Below are 15,625 nucleotides of genomic sequence, written 5' to 3' on the forward strand. Positions count from 1 at the left end.
CCCCCTGCGAGAGGCAACACCGTGTCGGAGTGGAAGAACCTCGGCGAGCGCACCGTCTACGAGAACCGGTGGGTGAACGTCGCGATGGCCGACGTCGAACTCCCCGACGGCCGGCACCTCGACCACACGGTCATCCGACTCCGGCCCGTTGCCGTGGCCACGGTCGTCAACGAGGCCAATGAGGTGCTCCTCCTGTGGCGCCACCGATTCATCACCGGCGCCTGGGGGTGGGAGCTGCCCTCCGGTGGGACCGGCACAGGAGAGGACCCGGCTGCGGCAGCCGCGCGGGAGCTGGAGGAAGAGACCGGGTGGCGACCGGGGCCCATGCGGTTGCTGCTCGCGGTGGACCCGATGCCCGGCATCTCGACCTCACACCACCGGGTGTACTGGTCTGACCGTGCCGAGCGGGTGCGCGAGATCCCGCAGGACGACTTCGAGTCTGCCCGCCGGGAATGGGTGCCGCTGGAGGACGTGCCGGGGCTCGTTGCTCGCGGTGAGGTGCGTTCGGCGAACGCGGTGGCTGCGCTGCTGATGTTGCATCATCTGCGGCTCGGCTGAGTCCGGGCATGACGAAAGGCCCCCTGCCCAGCCCGGTGGCGGTGGAGGGTCGATGCCGTTCTGCCTCATCAGCCCGGTCAGCTCGGACACGTACCAGGAGAAGGAACGCACCAGCCCGCTGAGGCTGGCGATGCGGTGCTCCGTGCGGTCAACTTTCCTCTCCAGACCCTCTCGGATCTCTCGGAAGGAGGCGAGGTCGGCCTGTCGCTGGGCCGGCTCCGCCGCCGGCTCCGCCGCCGGCTCCGCCGACGCCCGCTGAGCTTCCGTCGTCATCCGTGCCGCCGCCCGCGTCGCCCTCGCCGCAAAGAGCCCGGATCGCAACAGCGCGGCTGCCCCGAGCAGCGACGCAACGATCCCCCACACTCCGGTCATCTACGCTCCCTCCGTGCTGCGTGGGGAACGGAGAATTCCGGTACCGTCGCCGCCCACAAGATGAGGCCCACGTGCCCGATCGCGTACCAAGCGGCCAGGGCCAGGCCGCGCGCGTATGCGCCCGTGAGGGCGCCCCACAGGAACGCGCTGCCCCAGACGAACGGCGGGACCAGGGCCGCGAAGAACCCGGCCCCGTCCCGGCCGACGCGCAGCCAGGCGCATGCGAAGGTGACCGCCCCGCAGATGATCCAGACGGAGGACCAGCAGCGGATGTCCGCGAACCTGGTGAGCAGCCCCAGCCCGATCGGATCGGGGTTCGGCTGGAGGGCGTAGCCGAGCCTGAAGCAGATTGGGGCGCTCAACGGGCCCCCGTTAGGCCACGGTTTGGCCAAACCGTGGAAACAGATCAAGGCCCGACCCGCTTCCGCAGGTCAGACCTTGATCTTTCAGGGTGAGTGACGGGACTTGAACCCGCGGCCACCTGGACCACAACCAGGTGCTCTACCAACTGAGCTACACCCACCGTGACCGGTCTTTTTCGTGACCGGCTGAGAAAAAGTGTACAGGGTTCGCGAGGGTGCTCGCGCCAGGGTTTCCGTCGGCCTCTCCAGGGCCTGCGACGGACCGCTAAACAGCCCCCTCAGCTGCGCTGACGTGCTTCGCCGCGATCTTCTTCGCGGTCTCCGAATCCGGCCCCGGCTGCGGTACGAACACGGCCTCGCGGTAGTAGCGCAGCTCGGTGATCGAGTCGCGGATGTCGGCGAGGGCGCGGTGGTTGCCGTTCTTGTCCGGGCTGTTGAAGTACGCCCGCGGGAACCAGCGCCTGGCCAGCTCCTTCACGGACGACACGTCCACGATCCGGTAGTGCAGGTAGGTCTCCAGCTCCCGCATGTCGCGGGCGAGGAAACCGCGGTCGGTGCCGACGGAGTTCCCGCAGAGCGGGGCCTTCCTCGGCTCCTTGACGTGCTCCTTGATGTACGCCATGACCTGCGCCTCGGCGTCGGCGAGGGTCGTGCCGAGCGCGAGTTCGTCGAGGAGGCCGGAGGAGGTGTGCATCTGGCGCACGATCTCCGGCATGGTCTCCAGGGCGGCGTCGGGCGGGCGGATCACGATGTCCACGCCTTCGCCGAGCACGTTGAGCTCCGAGTCGGTGACCAGTGCGGCCACCTCGATAAGTGCGTCGTCCGTCAGCGAGAGCCCGGTCATCTCGCAGTCGATCCACACCATGCGATCGTTCATGCGGTCACCCTATGGGGTGCGGGGCGCTTGCAGTCCCGGGCGCGGGTGGCCGGCCGGGTGCGGTCGCTGCGGGTGCGGGTGCGGGGCCGCTGGGTGGTCGGTTCGCGCGGGTGCGAGGTGGTCTGGTCGCGCAGCTCCCGCGCGTCCCCGACGGGGCGGGCTGTGGTCGTTCGCGTACGTCGCCCTGGCGGCAGTTCCCGCGCGCCCCCGGCGGGGCACGTCCGCAGCCCCCGGCGGCGGGACGCCCCGGGGGCTGACGGGCGGACACGGGGGACACGGGCGGACACGGTACCGGGGGGCGGCCCCCGGTGGACGCAGCCTCCCTGCTCCGGCTCGCCGCCCCCGTGCGCCGCCCCCCGTACCGCCTACCTGATCCGGCCCGGCACGTAGTCCGACCCCAGCCGCCCGTTCTCCGGCTGGACCGCCGCCGACGCGCCCCCTGCCCCGGGCACACTCGCCGCGGCGGCCCTGCGCATCTGCTGCGGCACCGCCTCCGTCAGGGAGGACGTGGACGACGTCCCCACGGTGACCGGGTCGCCGGACGGCCGCCGGGCGCGGTACGCCGCCCGGTAGGCGGCGGGCGAGGATCCGAGCTGCCGTCGGAAGTGCCCGCGCAGCGCGACGGGGGAGCGGAAGCCGCACCGGCCCGCCACCTCGTCCACCGAGTAGTCCGACGTCTCCAGCAGCCGCTGTGCCTGTAGCACCCGCTGGGTGATCAGCCACTGGAGTGGAGCGCTCCCAGTCAGCGTTCTGAAACGGCGGTCGAACGTGCGGCGGCTCATGTAGGCCCTCGCCGCCAGCGTCTCCACGTCGAACTGCTCGTGGAGGTGCTCCAGGGCCCACGCGACGACCTCCGCGAGCGGATCGGCGCCGATCTCCTCAGGTAAAGACCTGTCGAGGTAGCGCTCCTGCCCGCCGCTGCGGCGCGGCGGCACGACGAGCCGCCGGGCCAGTGCCCCGGCCGCCTCCGTACCGTGGTCGGTGCGCACGATGTGCAGGCACAGATCGATCCCGGCGGCCGTTCCCGCCGACGTGAGCACGTCGACGTCGTCGACGAAGAGCTCCCGCGGATCGACGTGCACCGACGGATAACGCTTGGCGAGCGTCGGCGCGTACATCCAGTGGGTGGTGGCCGGCCGTCCGTCGAGCAGACCGGCGGCGGCGAGCACGAAGGCTCCCGTGCACAGTCCGACGATCCTCGCCCCCTCCTCGTGCGCGCGACGCAGCGCGTCCAACGCCTCGGCGGGCGGCGGGGAGGTGATGGACCGCCAGGCCGGTACTACTACCGTCCCGGCGTGGCTCATCGCCTCCAGGCCGTACGGTGCGGTCAGTTCGAGGCCTCCGGTGGTACGGAGTGGTCCTTCCTCGCCTGCGCACACCAGCAGTCGGTAGCGCGGAACCCCGGCGTCCTGGCGGTCGATACCGAAGACGGAGAGCGGGATGGAGCTCTCGAAAATGGGTCCCCCACTGAAAAGCAGCACCGCTACGATTTCCCGGCGGCGTCGCCCGGACAGCTTCCGGGCAGCCTCCGGCGGTGCGGCCAAGTCCTGGCTCATGGCGCTAAGCCCCCCTCGGTGGTCGCGGCTCCCTGTTCGTGACGGGCCTGTCGCTCCTGCACACTGCTCCTCGAAGTCGCAGTCCCTAGGTCCTGCACGGTTCCCCCGCCGTCGAATAACCCCATGATCGAATCTACTGTGTCGCGTGGCGCCGCCGTGACAAGTTCCGGAACCGGCGCTATGTCGACATGGCAACTTGGCGCGAAGCATTCGATCAGGAAGCGTTCCACTCCGGGGCCGTGCAGGGAAGTGCGCGTCTCGCTCATGGCCCGTCCCCGTAGGGTGCGCGGGCGGCGAGCGGTCCTTTCTTCGCAGGTGGCAGGGGGGTTGGCGGGGGAACCCCCCAAGGGTCGGGGTCAAGCCGGAAGTTGGCTGAAAAGCAACGGGCACGCATGTGCGAAACCGTCACTCACCCGGCGCGCGACCCTGCGTTCTGTAATCGGACCCAGGAAATGTTCGTGCGATGTTCAAGCGCCGCGCGAGCGAAATGGACGGAATTGCGTGCGCGCGGGGCCGCCCGGGAGCCGCGTCCGTTCTACGGGTCCGCCCTGCGTCCGCCGCGGTGCGTCCCGGATCCGGTCCGGCTGTGCCGACCGCGGTGGACGCCGCCCTGGAGTTCCTCGGGAAGGTCGCGGGCCGCCGCGCGCTCGGACCGGCGCAGCAACAGGCGGCAGACGACGGTGACGGCGGCGAGTCCGGCAGCCGCCACCGCCGCGCTGCCCGGTGAGCCTCCGTACCCGATGAGGACTCCGGGGACGAGAAGGCAGCTGAAGGCCGCCCAGCGGACCACGTCCCCGGCCGATCCGGACCCCGGCCCGGAGGTCGACGGCGGCTCGGCGGGCCCACGGTGGCCCTGGGGTGCGTGGGTCTCCTGGTGCATGTGGGACGCATGGGATCCCTGGCGCGAGGGGGAGCCGTGGAGCTCCTGGGAGGGCTCGTGGGTGCGGGGCGACGAGGGGTGCGAGGGGTCGGGCACGGCACTCTCCCTTCCTTCTGGACGCAGGACCGGGCGGGCCCGGGAGACGGAGGGGATGGGGGCGGACGGAGAACGGAACCTGATCAACGAACGGGTGGGCCCGTCGGTCACGAGGGACGGCCCGCCCCGTCCGGAAGCGTCCGCGAAGGAGCCCCCGGGGCGACCGTTTGCAGCCACCGGAGGCAGCCCCCGGAGGGCGGCCGCGTCAGCCCGCGCACACGAGGCGCACCCCGGTGCGCGCCCACGGGGTGACGGGGGAGTGAAAACCGCTGTACAGGCCAGCGGGCATTGCGATACGGGCCGGTGTCGTGCATGCTCCCTGGAACCCGCACGCCACGACCCGCATGTTCGCGGGGACCGGTTCGCGGGGGCTGGGCAGGGGAGGAGTGCCGCCGTACCCTTGGGGGTATGGCCTTGGGAAGATGATTCCCGGACAGCTCCACTGCCGCCGGGTTGTCGTCGGGCAAGCCAAGCAGATGTTCGTACGTCCACTGTTGTAGCCCTCTGAGGATCCAGACGCCGAGACACCGATGGCCGGTCACGAAATTCCCGAACCCGCGGACCGCAAGCAGGTCGCCGATCCGCGCGCCGATCGCGGCGCCGAGTCGAGCGGCGACCTCTACGCGCTGCCGGAGCCGCGGCACGCCTGCGATCCCGCCTTCCGGCACGGTGTCGTCGTCGGCTTCGACGGCTCCACCTCCAGCGAGCGGGCCCTCGCGTACGCGATCGGCATGGCCAGGCGGCTCGGCCAGGGCCTGATCATCGTCCACGTCGCCAACCGGCTGCCGACGACCGTGTGGGCGGGCTGCGAGCCGCCGGTCTTCGTCGACGTGCCGGACCACCGCACCGAGGTGCTCGGGCTCGAACTCGCCTGCGCGGACTACCTCGCCGAGGTGCCGTGGATCCTGGTCGAGCGCGGCGGCGACATCTGCCACGAGCTGGAGGAGGTCGGCCGGGAGTACGAGGCCGACGCGATCGTGGTGGGCTCCACGCACGGCCTCGTGGGGCGGCTCTTCGGCTCGGTGGCGGGCCGACTGGCCAAGCGGGCCCAGCGCCCGGTCGTGGTCATCCCGTAAGGCCCGCGCGATTCCGTGAGGGCCCCCGGCGCCCCCGGCCCCGTCATGCGCCGGATTTCCATGACGGTCCCTGACGCGTCGCGCGCCCCCGCCCCAGTCTCCTGACGCCCGCAAGGCTTCGTCGCACGGCCCCGATGGGCCTGACCCCCCAGGGGCTTCGTCACGCGGCCCCGACGTGCCCGGAGCGCCCCAAGGCTTCGTCACGCGGTCCCGATGGGTCGTGACGTCCGCGAGGCTTCGTCACGCGGCCCCGGCATGCCCGTAGCGCCTCCAGGGAGTTTCCGAACACCCGCAGGGCCTCGCACGCCGTGGTGGGACGCTATTGGTTGATTACCAACAGCATCCGTGGTGGCGGTGCGGGGCCCTGCGGGTGTTCGTGGGCGTGGGAGCCGGGGCTATTCGACCGTGACGGACTTCGCCAGGTTGCGCGGCTTGTCGATGTCGCGGCCCATCGCCAGTGCGGTGTGGTACGCGAGGAGCTGGAGCGGGATGCCCATCAGGATCGGGTCCAGTTCCGGCTCGTTCTTCGGCACCACGAGGGTGTGGTCGGCCTTCTCCTGCTCGCGGTGGGCGACCGCCAGGATCCGGCCGCTGCGGGCCTTGATCTCTTCGAGGGCGGCGCGGTTCTTCTCCAGCAGGTCGTCGTCCGGGACGATCGCCACGGTCGGCAGCGCGGGCTCGATGAGGGCCAGCGGGCCGTGCTTGAGCTCGGAGGCCGGGTATGCCTCCGCGTGGATGTAGGAGATCTCCTTGAGCTTCAGGGAGGCTTCCAGGGCGACCGGGTAGCCGCGCACGCGCCCGATGAACATCATCGACTGGGCGCCCGCGTAGGCCTCCGCGACCTCCTTGATCCTGTCCTCGGTCCGCAGGATCTCGGCGATCTGCTCGGGCAGCTTGCGCAGGCCCTCGATGATCCGCTTGCCGTCGGAGACGGACAGGTCGCGGATGCGGCCCAGGTGCAGCGCGAGCAGCGCGAAGGCGACGACGGTGTTGGTGAAGCACTTGGTGGAGACGACGCAGACCTCCGGGCCCGCGTGCACGTACACGCCGCCGTCGGCCTCGCGGGCGATGGCCGAGCCGACCACGTTGACGACGCCCAGCACCCGGGCGCCCTTGCGCTTCAGCTCCTGCACGGCGGCGAGGACGTCGTAGGTCTCACCGGACTGGGAGACGGCGATGTACAGGGTGTCGGGGTCCACGACCGGGTTGCGGTAGCGGAACTCCGACGCGGGCTCGGCGTCGGCGGGGATGCGGGCCAGGGACTCGATGAGCCCGGCGCCGATCAGACCCGCGTGGTAGGAGGTGCCGCAGCCGAGGATCTTGATCCGGCGCACGCCGCGGGCCTCGCGGGCGTCCAGGTTGAGGCCGCCCAGGTGCACGGTGGAGAAGCGGTCGTCGATCCGGCCGCGCAGCACGCGGTCCACGGCGTCGGCCTGCTCGCTGATCTCCTTGTGCATGTACGTGTCGTGGCCGCCCATGTCGTACGACTCGGCCTCCCACTCCACGGTGGTCGGCGTCGCCGAGGTGGTCGAGCCCTCGGTGGTGTACGTACGGAAGTCGTCGGCCTTCAGCGTGGCCATCTCGCCGTCGTCCAGGGTGACGATCTGGCGGGTGTGCGAGACCAGGGCGGCGACGTCGGAGGCGACGAACATCTCCTTCTCGCCGATGCCCAGGACGACCGGGGAGCCGTTGCGGGCGACCACGATGCGGTCGGGGAAGTCCGCGTGCATGACGGCCAGGCCGTACGTGCCCTCGACGTGGCGGAGGGCCTCGCGGACCTTCTCCTCCAGCGTTTCGGCCTGGGCGCGGGCGATCAGGTGGACGACCGTCTCGGTGTCGGTCTCGGAGGCGAAGACGACGCCGTCGGCGGTCAGCTTGGCGCGCAGGTCGTCGGCGTTGTCGATGATGCCGTTGTGGACGACGGCGACCTTGCCCTCGGTGTCCAGGTGCGGGTGCGAGTTGTCGTCGGAGGGGGCGCCGTGGGTGGCCCAGCGGGTGTGCGCGATGCCGGTGGTGCCCGCGAAGCGCTTGGGGACCTTGGCCTCCAGGTCACGGACCCGGCCCTTGGCCTTGACCATGCGCAGACCGGCGGCCTTGGGGCTGGTGATGACGATGCCCGCCGAGTCGTATCCCCGGTACTCCAGGCGCTGGAGACCTTCCAGGAGCAGGGGGGCGACGTCCCGCTTGCCGATGTAACCGACGATTCCGCACATAAAGACTGTCCTCCGAGTGGTGTGGGGTGCTGCCTGCTGCCTGACCGCGGCAGGTTCAGCCGTAGACGATGCGGCGCAGCTGGCGGAGCGAGAGCTCCGGCGGTGCGACCGCGCGGTGCGGCAGTTCGGCCGCGATCCGCTCGAAGATCTCCGTGTTCACGGCGCCGCCGGCCTGTAGTTCGCGGTGGCGGCGACGGACGAACTCCTCGGTCGTCTCGTCGAAGTAAGCCAGTACGTCGAGCACGACCCGGGCCGCCTCGCCGCGCGGCAGCGCGGTGGAGCGGACCAGATGGTCGACGAGGTCGTCGTGGGACGACGTGGGAGACGTACGGCGTTCGAGCACCCGTTGATACTGGGGTAGACGGCGACTCTGTGCAAGAATCCTGCCCGATATCGGGCAGGATTCCTCTTGATCGCCCCACGGATGGCCGTTGGTCTGGACTAAAGCCGCTTCAGCACTGCCTGCTTGGCGCGCGTGAACTCCTCATCGGTCAGGACCCCCGCCTGGTGCAGCTCGCCCAGTTCGCGCAGCCGTCTCAGCAGCGCGTCGTGGTCGTCGGCGACCGCGGGCGCGGCGGGAAGGGCGGCGGCCGGGGCCAAGGACTTCTCCAGTGCCGGCAGGGATCCTGCGGACGCCGCCGGATGGGGGAGGCGGACGAGAACGGCGGCGGCCACCAGTGCGGCCGTGTACTCCTTCTTCGACAGCCCCCACAGGTCCACCGCGCACGGGTCGTACTTGGGGGCCGGGACCTTGCCGGTGGGCCGGCCGGTGTGGAAACGGAGGTAGCCGTTCTCCAGCCCCCTCGACGGCAGCCACTCCACACCGGTGATGTCCGACAGCGGCAGGGTGGACGGCCCGCCCGAGGACTTGGACTCCTCGGCCTTCCAGTTCCACGTCAGCCGCACCGTCTCCCCGTCGAAGGAGGCCGTCCCGTCCCCGCCGCCGCCCGAGACCGGCACCGAGGGACCGGGCAGCAGGAAGCGGTCCACCGGGTCGGCGGACACCTGGTCCAGGAGCAGGGCGTTGCGGACCTCGTCCACGAAGTACTCGGCGACGCCCGTACGGTCCGGCTCGACCGCGAGCCGGTAGGGGTCCGCGCTGTCGCCGAGCCGGCCGTTGGCGGCCAGCAGCAGGGGGCACGCCCCTTCCCGCAGGCGCAGCCGCAGTCCGCCGCCCTTGCGGCCGGGCTCGTAGGCCACGCCCGTCAACGCGCTCAGGGGCACTTCGAGTTCGCCCAGCGCCTGCCGCAGGGGATGCACCTTGCTGCCGCGGCCGGGGACGATGCGCACCGTCCCGCCGTCGAAGGTCCACGTGCCGTCCTTCTGAAGAATTTCCGCCATACGGGGGATTCTCCCACCGGGATGGGTGCGGGAAAGGGGGGCGTCGGGGACGCTGCGGGGTGTGCGGGGGATTGGTCTACACCCTTGACCCCGTTGCGACTTGGGCGGTACGCATGTGTCTGCCACGTACGTACCGAGTACACGCCACAGTTGCGCCGCCCCTTCGAAGGGACCCGCTTGTGAGACACCGTCGTACGATTCCGCGCCTGCTCGCCCCGCTGCTCCTCGTCGCCGCCGTGGGCGTGTCCGGCGTCGGCGCGGCCCCCGCGCCCGACGCCGCGCCCGCCCCCCGGCCGCTGGGGCAGGTCGTCCCCGCCCCGGCGTCCGTCGCCGCCGGAGGCCCCGGCTACACGATCACGCCCCGCACCGCGATCCGGGTCGGCCACCAGGCCGACGCGAGGAAGGTCGGCGACGCCCTCGCGAAGGTGCTGCGGCCCTCCACCGGATACGAGTTGCCCGTCACCGCGTCCGAGGGCCGCGACGGCATCCGGCTGAAGCTCAAGCACCGGGACGCCTCCCTCGGCGACGAGGGCTACAGGCTGGAGTCCGACCGGCACGGCGTCACCGTCACCGCCCGCAGGCCCGCCGGCCTCTTCCACGGCATCCAGACCCTGCGCCAGCAGCTCCCCGCCTCCGTCGAGCGGACGACCCGGCAGCCCGGCCCCTGGCGGATCGCGGGCGGCACGATCAAGGACGTCCCGCGATTCGGCTACCGCGGCGCGATGGTCGACGTCTCCCGCCACTTCTTCACCGTCGGCCAGCTCAAGCGCTACATGGACCAGCTGGCGCTCTACAAGATCAACAAGCTGCATCTGCACCTGTCCGACGACCAGGGCTGGCGCATCGCCGTCGACTCCTGGCCCCGACTGGCCACGTACGGCGGCTCCACCCAGGTCGGCGGCGGTCCGGGCGGCTACTACACCAAGGCGCAGTACAAGGAGATCCTCCGGTACGCGGCCGACCGCCACATGGAGGTGATCCCCGAGATCGACGTCCCGGGCCACACCAACGCCGCCCTCGCCTCGTACGCCGAACTGAACTGCGACGGCGTCGCCCCGCCCCTCTACACCGGCATCGAGGTCGGCTTCAGCTCGCTGTGCGTCGACAAGCCCCTCACGTACAGGTTCCTGGACGACGTGATCGGCGAGATCGCCCGGATGACACCCGGTCAGGTCATCCACATCGGCGGCGACGAGGCCCACGCCACGCCCCACGCGGACTACGTGAAGTTCATGGCGAGGGCGCAGGCCATCGTCGGCAAGTACGGCAAGACGGTGATGGGCTGGCACCAGCTCGCCACCGCCGACCCGGTCCCGGGCTCGGTCCTGCAGTACTGGGGCACCGACAAGGAGGCCGGCGAGCGCAAGAAGGTCGCCGACGCCACGCACCGCAACGGCGCGAAGGTCGTCATCTCCCCGGCCGACCGCAGCTACCTCGACATGAAGTACACCAAGGACACCCCGCTCGGCCTGAAGTGGGCCGGTTTCGTCGAGGTGCAGAAGTCGTACGACTGGAACCCGGGCGCCTACCTGGAGAACGCCGCCCCCGGCTCCGTCATCGGCGTCGAGGCCCCGGTCTGGTCCGAGACGCTCAAGACGTCCGCCGACATCGAGTACATGGCCTTCCCGCGCCTTCCCGGCATCGCGGAACTGGGCTGGTCCCCGGAGTCCGCGCACCACTGGGACGGGTACCGGACCCGGCTCGCGCAGCAGGGGCCGCGGCTCACCGCGCTGGGCATCGACTTCTACCGGTCGCCGCAGGTGCCCTGGGCGAAGGAGTAGCCGCACCCGGCAGGGGGAGGGGGCGCGCCGGGACCGTCCGGCGCGCCCCCTCCTGCTCGTGGGGTCCCGCGCGGGGCTACGAGACCTCGTGCTCCGAGGCGGCCTCGCGCAGACCGTCCTCCGTCAGACCCTGCCGCCAGTAGCCGGTGAAGGTGATGCGGCGGCGGTCGTAGCCGCGGTCGTTCACGAAGTGGCGGCGCAGCGCACGGACGCAGGACGCCTCGCCCGCGATCCAGACGTACGGGGCGACCGCGTCCGGGAGTTCGGCCGCGGCGAGCGCCTCGGCGGGGCCGGGCGCCTGCTCGTCCCGTACGAGATACGTGATCCGGGCGCCCGCCGGGGCCTTCAGCCCGATCGCGTCCCGCGGGTGCTGGACGGTGATCCACGCCGTGACGGGCATGTCGGCGGGGAGCTGCTCCAGGGCGGCGGACGCGGCGGGCAGGGCCGTCTCGTCGGCCCACAGGACGACGTGGTCGGTGTCGGGGGCGGGCCGGAAGCGGACACCGGTGTTGTCGGGGACGGCCGGGCCGAGAACGGCGACGCGGTGGCCGGGGGCGGCCTGTTCGGCCCAGCGGCAGGCGGGGCCGCCGTCGGGGTGCAGGGCGAAGTCGATGTCGATCTCGGGCGTCGGCTGCGTGCGCTGGGCGCGGACGGTGTACGAGCGCATGACCGCACGCACGCCGGCGTCCATCGTCCGGTACGAGGTGAACCAGTCGGGGTCCGTCTCCGGCGGAAGCACCGGCTCCGGCTGGCCGGGGTGCGGCAGGAAGAGGGAGAGCGACTGGTCCCGGCCGCCGGAGCGGAAGGCGTCCAGGCTGTCGCCGCCGCGGCCGTCCCGGCCCTCCCCGCCGAAGGTGACCCGCAGCAGCGAGGGGCTGAGCCGCTCGGTGCGTAGCACGGTCAGGCGGAACAGGCGGTACGGGAGCGTCTGGTCGGACTGCGCGTTCTGCGCCGGCTGGTCGGACACGGGCGGCCTCCTGGCAGGGGAGCGGGGCGGTGGGCTGTGGCGACGGGCGGGTCCGGACGCGGAGAGGGGTGTGGCGGGGGCGATGGGGCGGGCCCGGACGCGGAGAGGACTGCGAGGGGCGGGTCAGGACGCGGAGGAGGCGCGACCGGATGTGCCTGACGCGGAGAGGGCGGCGACGGCGCGGGACCGGAGGCGGGTGGGAGGCGGCGGCGCGGGCCGGGCGCCGCGGCGGGCCGGGCCCGGGGCTCGCGCGCCGGTCCCGGCCCGCCGCAGCGGGGTGACCTGGAGTCAGGAGACCTTCTTGGCCGTCTCGATGGCCTTGGCCAGGTCGTCCAGGACCGGCGCGCACTTGGCGTACGAGAAGATCGGCTCGGTGACGCGCGGAATGACCTGCCCGGCCTTGACCGCGGGGAGCTGCGCCCAGGTCGGCTTGGCGCTGAGGTCCTTCGGCTGGAGCACGGCCGAGCGGTTGTCCATCATGATCACGTCCGCCGCGTACTTGCCGACCTGCTCCCAGCTCAGACCCTCGAAGAAGCCCTGGGCGTCCACCTTCGGCTCGACGAACTTCACGCCCAGCTCCTGGAAGTACAGGGTGTCGGCGCTCATCTTCGCGAGCGAGACGTAGAACAGCTCGGCGGACGCCGAACCGATCAGGACCTTGATCTCGGGCCGGGCCTTGGCGGCGGCGCGCAGCCGGGCGGCGGCCTTCTCGAAACGGGCCTTCGCGTCGACGGTCGGCTGCGCCTTGAGGTCGGCGCCGAGGGAGGCGGCCAGCCCGGCGTGGCGGGCCAGGGCCTTCTCCATGTTGGTGTTCGACGCCCACAGGGCGACGGAGGGCGCGAGCGAGTCGATCTTCTTCGCGGACTGTTCGGGGACGTACCAGAGGACGTCCTTCTCCCACATCGGCGCGATGAGCAGCTCCGGTACGAGCTTGGCGTACTTCTCGACGTTGAACTCGCCGTAGACGTTGCCGAGGATCTCCAGCTTGGAGACGTCCATGTCGCCGGCCTGGACGTCGGCCTTGCCGTCCTTGGTCTTCGTCGGGCCGAAGACGCCCTTGACCTCGATGCCGTAGTCGTACAGGGCGGCGGCCGTGCCGGTGAAGGCGACGATGTTCTTCGGGACGGCCTTCGTCTCGACCTTCCGGCCGCGGTCGTCGGTGAAGGTCCACGGGCCGGACTTCTCGGCGGCCTTCTCGCCCTTGTCGCCGGAGGACTTCTCGCCGCCGCACGCGGCCAGTGCGGCGCCGGCGCCGAGCGCACCGCCGACGGCGAGCAGGCCGCGACGGGTGGGACGGGAGAGGCGGGACTGCGAGGGCATGGCGACTCGGCTTTCGTACGGGCGGAACAGCGGAGCCTCCGGACGCTTTCCGAAAGCTTTGCGGGAAGGTTAGCCTAACCTTCCCGATGGCTGGAAAGCGCCGTCCCCGTTCCGCCCGTACGCGGGCTCCGCACCGGCTACGCGTGCATCCCCAGCTCCCGCGCGATCAGCATCCGCTGCACCTCGCTCGTGCCCTCGCCGATCTCCAGAATCTTCGAGTCGCGCCACATGCGGGCCACCGGGTACTCGTTCATGAAGCCGTACCCGCCGTGGATCTGGGTGGCCTCGCGGGCGTTGTCGACGGCGACCGTCGAGGAGTACAGCTTCGCGATGGCCGCCTCCTTCTTGAACGGCTCGCCGTTGACCAGGCGCGACGCGGCGTCGTGCCAGCCGACGCGTGCCATGTGGGCGCGCATCTCCATGTCGGCGATCTTGAACTGGACTGCCTGGTTGTCGCCGATCGGCCTGCCGAACGCGTGGCGCTCGGCGGCGTACTTCAGCGACTCGTCCACACAGCCCTGCGCGAGCCCGGTGGCCAGCGCGGAGATGGCGACGCGTCCCTCGTCGAGGATGCGCAGGAACTGGGCGTAGCCGCGGCCCTCCTCGCCGAGCAGGTTGGCGGCCGGGACCCGTACGTCGGAGAAGGACAGCTCACGGGTGTCCGACGCGTTCCAGCCGACCTTCGAGTAGGGGGCGGCGACGGTGAAGCCGGGGGTGCCGGAGGGGACGATGATCGAGGAGATCAGCGGCTTCCCGTCGGGCTTGCGGCCGGTGACCGCGGTGACCGTGACCAGGGCGGTGATGTCGGTGCCTGAGTTGGTGATGAAGCACTTGGAGCCGTTGATCACCCACTCGTCGCCGTCGCGGACGGCCGTCGTCCGGGTGCCGCCCGCGTCCGAGCCCGCGCCCGGCTCCGTCAGCCCGAACGCGCCCAGCGCCTCTCCGGAGCACAGTCGGGGCAGCCACTGCCGCTTCTGCTCCTCGGTGCCGAACCGGAAGACCGGCATCGCGCCGAGCGAGACGCCCGCCTCCAGGGTGATGGCCACCGAGGAGTCCACCCGGGCCAGTTCTTCGAGGGCGATGCCGAGGGCCAGGTAGTCGCCGCCCATCCCGCCGTACTCCTCCGGGAACGGCAGCCCGAACAGCCCCATGCGGCCCATCTCGCGCACGATCTCGTAGGGGAACTCGTGCCGCTCGTACAGGTCGCCGATCTTCGGGGCGACGACGTCGTGCGCGAACTCCTCGACCGTGCGGCGGAGTTCCTGGTGCTCGGAGCTGAGGCGGTGGTCCATCTGGCTGCTCATTCCTGGTGAGAGAGGGCGCGGACGGTGCGGGACGGGCTGGGTCGGCCCAGGTGCTCCGCCATCCACACGCTCGTGGCGGTGAGGCGGGAGAGGTCGACCCCGGTGTCGATGCCGAGGCCGTGCAGCATCCAGACGAGGTCTTCGGTGGCGAGGTTGCCGGTGGCGGACTTGGCGTACGGGCAGCCGCCGAGCCCTCCGGCGGAGGCGTCGACGGTGGTGACGCCGTGCCGGAGGGCGGCCAGGGTGTTGGACAGGGCCTGGCCGTAGGTGTCGTGGAAGTGGACGCCGATCCGGTCGGTGGCGATGCCCGCGGCGTTCAAATCGGCGAGAAGAGCGGCGACCTGGCCCGGGGTGGCGACGCCGATCGTGTCGCCGAGGGACAGCTCGTCGCAGCCCATGTCGGTCAGGCGACGGGACACGGCCACCACCTGGGCGGCCGGAACCGGCCCCTCCCACGGGTCGCCGAAGCACATGGAGAGGTAGCCGCGCACCCGCGCACCCGCCGCCTTCGCGCGGGTGACGACCGGCTCGAACATGGCGAGGGCCTCGTCGACCGTCCGGTTGAGGTTGGCCTCGGCGAACGACTCGGTGGCGCTGGCGAACACGGCGACGTCGCGCGCGCCCAGGGCGAGCGCGCGGTCCAGGCCCCGCTCGTTGGGAACGAGGACCGGCAGCCTCGTACTGCCCGCGAGGTCGTCGAGCTGCGGGAACAGGGCTTCGGCGTCCGCGAGTTGGGGCACCCACTTGGGGTGGACGAAGCTGGTGGCCTCGACGGTGGCGAGACCGGCGGCGGCCAGCCGGTGGATGAACTCCGCCTTCACCCCGGTGGGGACGGCCGTCTTCTCGTTCTGCAGCCCGTCACGGGCGCCGACCTCGTGAATGCGCACGCGGGCGGGCAGTTGGGGATCCCGAACGGTCATGG

14 protein-coding genes and 1 tRNA gene are annotated in these 15,625 nt (G+C 71.4%); 3 read left to right on the forward strand and 12 right to left on the reverse strand.

Features of this window, described 5'->3' with window-relative positions:
* Positions 1–21 precede the first annotated feature (21 nt).
* Positions 22–558, forward strand: a complete 537-nt coding sequence (locus tag ACQPZG_RS22800) for an NUDIX domain-containing protein (RefSeq protein WP_433547586.1) — start codon at positions 22–24, stop codon at positions 556–558.
* A gap of 368 nt (positions 559–926) precedes the next feature.
* On the opposite strand, the gene ACQPZG_RS22805 is transcribed toward ACQPZG_RS22800, so the two are convergent.
* The 5 genes from ACQPZG_RS22805 to ACQPZG_RS22825 form a co-directional block, all read right to left on the reverse strand.
* On the reverse strand, positions 927–1,292 hold the full coding sequence (locus tag ACQPZG_RS22805; RefSeq protein WP_433547587.1) for a hypothetical protein: 366 nt from the start codon (positions 1,290–1,292) through the stop codon (positions 927–929).
* A gap of 88 nt (positions 1,293–1,380) precedes the next feature.
* Positions 1,381–1,453, reverse strand: a tRNA-His gene (locus tag ACQPZG_RS22810).
* Positions 1,454–1,557: 104 nt separating this feature from the next.
* Positions 1,558–2,169, reverse strand: coding sequence for an oligoribonuclease (gene orn / locus ACQPZG_RS22815; RefSeq protein ID WP_433547588.1), 612 nt, complete (start codon positions 2,167–2,169; stop codon positions 1,558–1,560).
* A gap of 365 nt (positions 2,170–2,534) precedes the next feature.
* A complete protein-coding gene (locus ACQPZG_RS22820) occupies positions 2,535–3,725 on the reverse strand; it encodes a helix-turn-helix domain-containing protein (RefSeq protein ID WP_433547589.1) in 1,191 nt (396 codons plus the stop codon).
* Between the two features lie 535 nt (positions 3,726–4,260).
* A complete protein-coding gene (locus ACQPZG_RS22825) occupies positions 4,261–4,701 on the reverse strand; it encodes a hypothetical protein (RefSeq protein WP_433547590.1) in 441 nt (146 codons plus the stop codon).
* Positions 4,702–5,231: 530 nt separating this feature from the next.
* On the opposite strand from ACQPZG_RS22825, the gene ACQPZG_RS22830 reads away from it, so the two are divergent.
* Entirely contained in the window at positions 5,232–5,777 is a 546-nt protein-coding gene (locus tag ACQPZG_RS22830) for a universal stress protein (protein ID WP_433547591.1), read from the forward strand.
* A gap of 395 nt (positions 5,778–6,172) precedes the next feature.
* On the opposite strand, the gene glmS is transcribed toward ACQPZG_RS22830, so the two are convergent.
* The 3 genes from glmS to ACQPZG_RS22845 form a co-directional block, all read right to left on the reverse strand.
* The gene (gene glmS / locus ACQPZG_RS22835; RefSeq protein WP_433547592.1) at positions 6,173–7,990 is read right to left on the reverse strand and encodes a glutamine--fructose-6-phosphate transaminase (isomerizing); all 1,818 of its coding nucleotides are present in this window, start codon (positions 7,988–7,990) and stop codon (positions 6,173–6,175) included.
* Between the two features lie 55 nt (positions 7,991–8,045).
* Positions 8,046–8,333 carry a hypothetical protein gene (locus tag ACQPZG_RS22840; RefSeq protein WP_433547593.1) on the reverse strand — a complete coding sequence of 96 codons (288 nt, stop codon included), beginning with the start codon at positions 8,331–8,333 and terminating at the stop codon, positions 8,046–8,048.
* A gap of 98 nt (positions 8,334–8,431) precedes the next feature.
* Entirely contained in the window at positions 8,432–9,331 is a 900-nt protein-coding gene (locus ACQPZG_RS22845; protein WP_433547594.1) for a DUF4429 domain-containing protein, read from the reverse strand.
* Positions 9,332–9,510: 179 nt separating this feature from the next.
* Between ACQPZG_RS22845 and ACQPZG_RS22850 the strand changes: the two genes are divergently transcribed.
* The gene (locus ACQPZG_RS22850) at positions 9,511–11,112 is read left to right on the forward strand and encodes a beta-N-acetylhexosaminidase (RefSeq protein ID WP_433547595.1); all 1,602 of its coding nucleotides are present in this window, start codon (positions 9,511–9,513) and stop codon (positions 11,110–11,112) included.
* 76 nt (positions 11,113–11,188) lie between these two features.
* Here ACQPZG_RS22850 and ACQPZG_RS22855 read toward each other — a convergent pair whose 3' ends face one another.
* The 4 genes from ACQPZG_RS22855 to ACQPZG_RS22870 all read right to left on the reverse strand — a co-directional run bounded on the left by ACQPZG_RS22855 (position 11,189) and on the right by ACQPZG_RS22870 (position 15,623).
* Positions 11,189–12,079 carry a siderophore-interacting protein gene (locus ACQPZG_RS22855; RefSeq protein WP_433547596.1) on the reverse strand — a complete coding sequence of 297 codons (891 nt, stop codon included), beginning with the start codon at positions 12,077–12,079 and terminating at the stop codon, positions 11,189–11,191.
* 288 nt (positions 12,080–12,367) lie between these two features.
* Positions 12,368–13,399 carry an ABC transporter substrate-binding protein gene (locus ACQPZG_RS22860; RefSeq protein ID WP_433547597.1) on the reverse strand — a complete coding sequence of 344 codons (1,032 nt, stop codon included), beginning with the start codon at positions 13,397–13,399 and terminating at the stop codon, positions 12,368–12,370.
* Positions 13,400–13,536: 137 nt separating this feature from the next.
* Entirely contained in the window at positions 13,537–14,703 is a 1,167-nt protein-coding gene (locus ACQPZG_RS22865; RefSeq protein ID WP_433547598.1) for an acyl-CoA dehydrogenase family protein, read from the reverse strand.
* Positions 14,700–15,623 carry a hydroxymethylglutaryl-CoA lyase gene (locus tag ACQPZG_RS22870; protein WP_433549508.1) on the reverse strand — a complete coding sequence of 308 codons (924 nt, stop codon included), beginning with the start codon at positions 15,621–15,623 and terminating at the stop codon, positions 14,700–14,702. Before ACQPZG_RS22870 ends, ACQPZG_RS22865 begins: the two co-directional genes overlap by 4 nt.
* Positions 15,624–15,625 lie beyond the last annotated feature (2 nt).

This window comes from Streptomyces sp. CA-294286, assembly GCF_050947155.1.
GTDB lineage: Bacteria > Actinomycetota > Actinomycetes > Streptomycetales > Streptomycetaceae > Streptomyces.

Bases quoted from the DNA above. Each gene is read 5' to 3' on its own strand.
- orn (WP_433547588.1), bottom strand. From the start codon at position 2,169: ATGAACGATCGCATGGTGTGGATCGACTGCGAGATGACCGGGCTCTCG.
- ACQPZG_RS22820 (WP_433547589.1), bottom strand. From the start codon at position 3,725: ATGAGCCAGGACTTGGCCGCACCGCCGGAGGCTGCCCGGAAGCTGTCC.
- ACQPZG_RS22830 (WP_433547591.1), top strand. From the start codon at position 5,232: ATGGCCGGTCACGAAATTCCCGAACCCGCGGACCGCAAGCAGGTCGCC.
- glmS (WP_433547592.1), bottom strand. From the start codon at position 7,990: ATGTGCGGAATCGTCGGTTACATCGGCAAGCGGGACGTCGCCCCCCTG.
- ACQPZG_RS22845 (WP_433547594.1), bottom strand. From the start codon at position 9,331: ATGGCGGAAATTCTTCAGAAGGACGGCACGTGGACCTTCGACGGCGGG.
- ACQPZG_RS22860 (WP_433547597.1), bottom strand. From the start codon at position 13,399: ATGCCCTCGCAGTCCCGCCTCTCCCGTCCCACCCGTCGCGGCCTGCTC.
- ACQPZG_RS22865 (WP_433547598.1), bottom strand. From the start codon at position 14,703: ATGAGCAGCCAGATGGACCACCGCCTCAGCTCCGAGCACCAGGAACTC.
- ACQPZG_RS22870 (WP_433549508.1), bottom strand. From the start codon at position 15,623: ATGACCGTTCGGGATCCCCAACTGCCCGCCCGCGTGCGCATTCACGAG.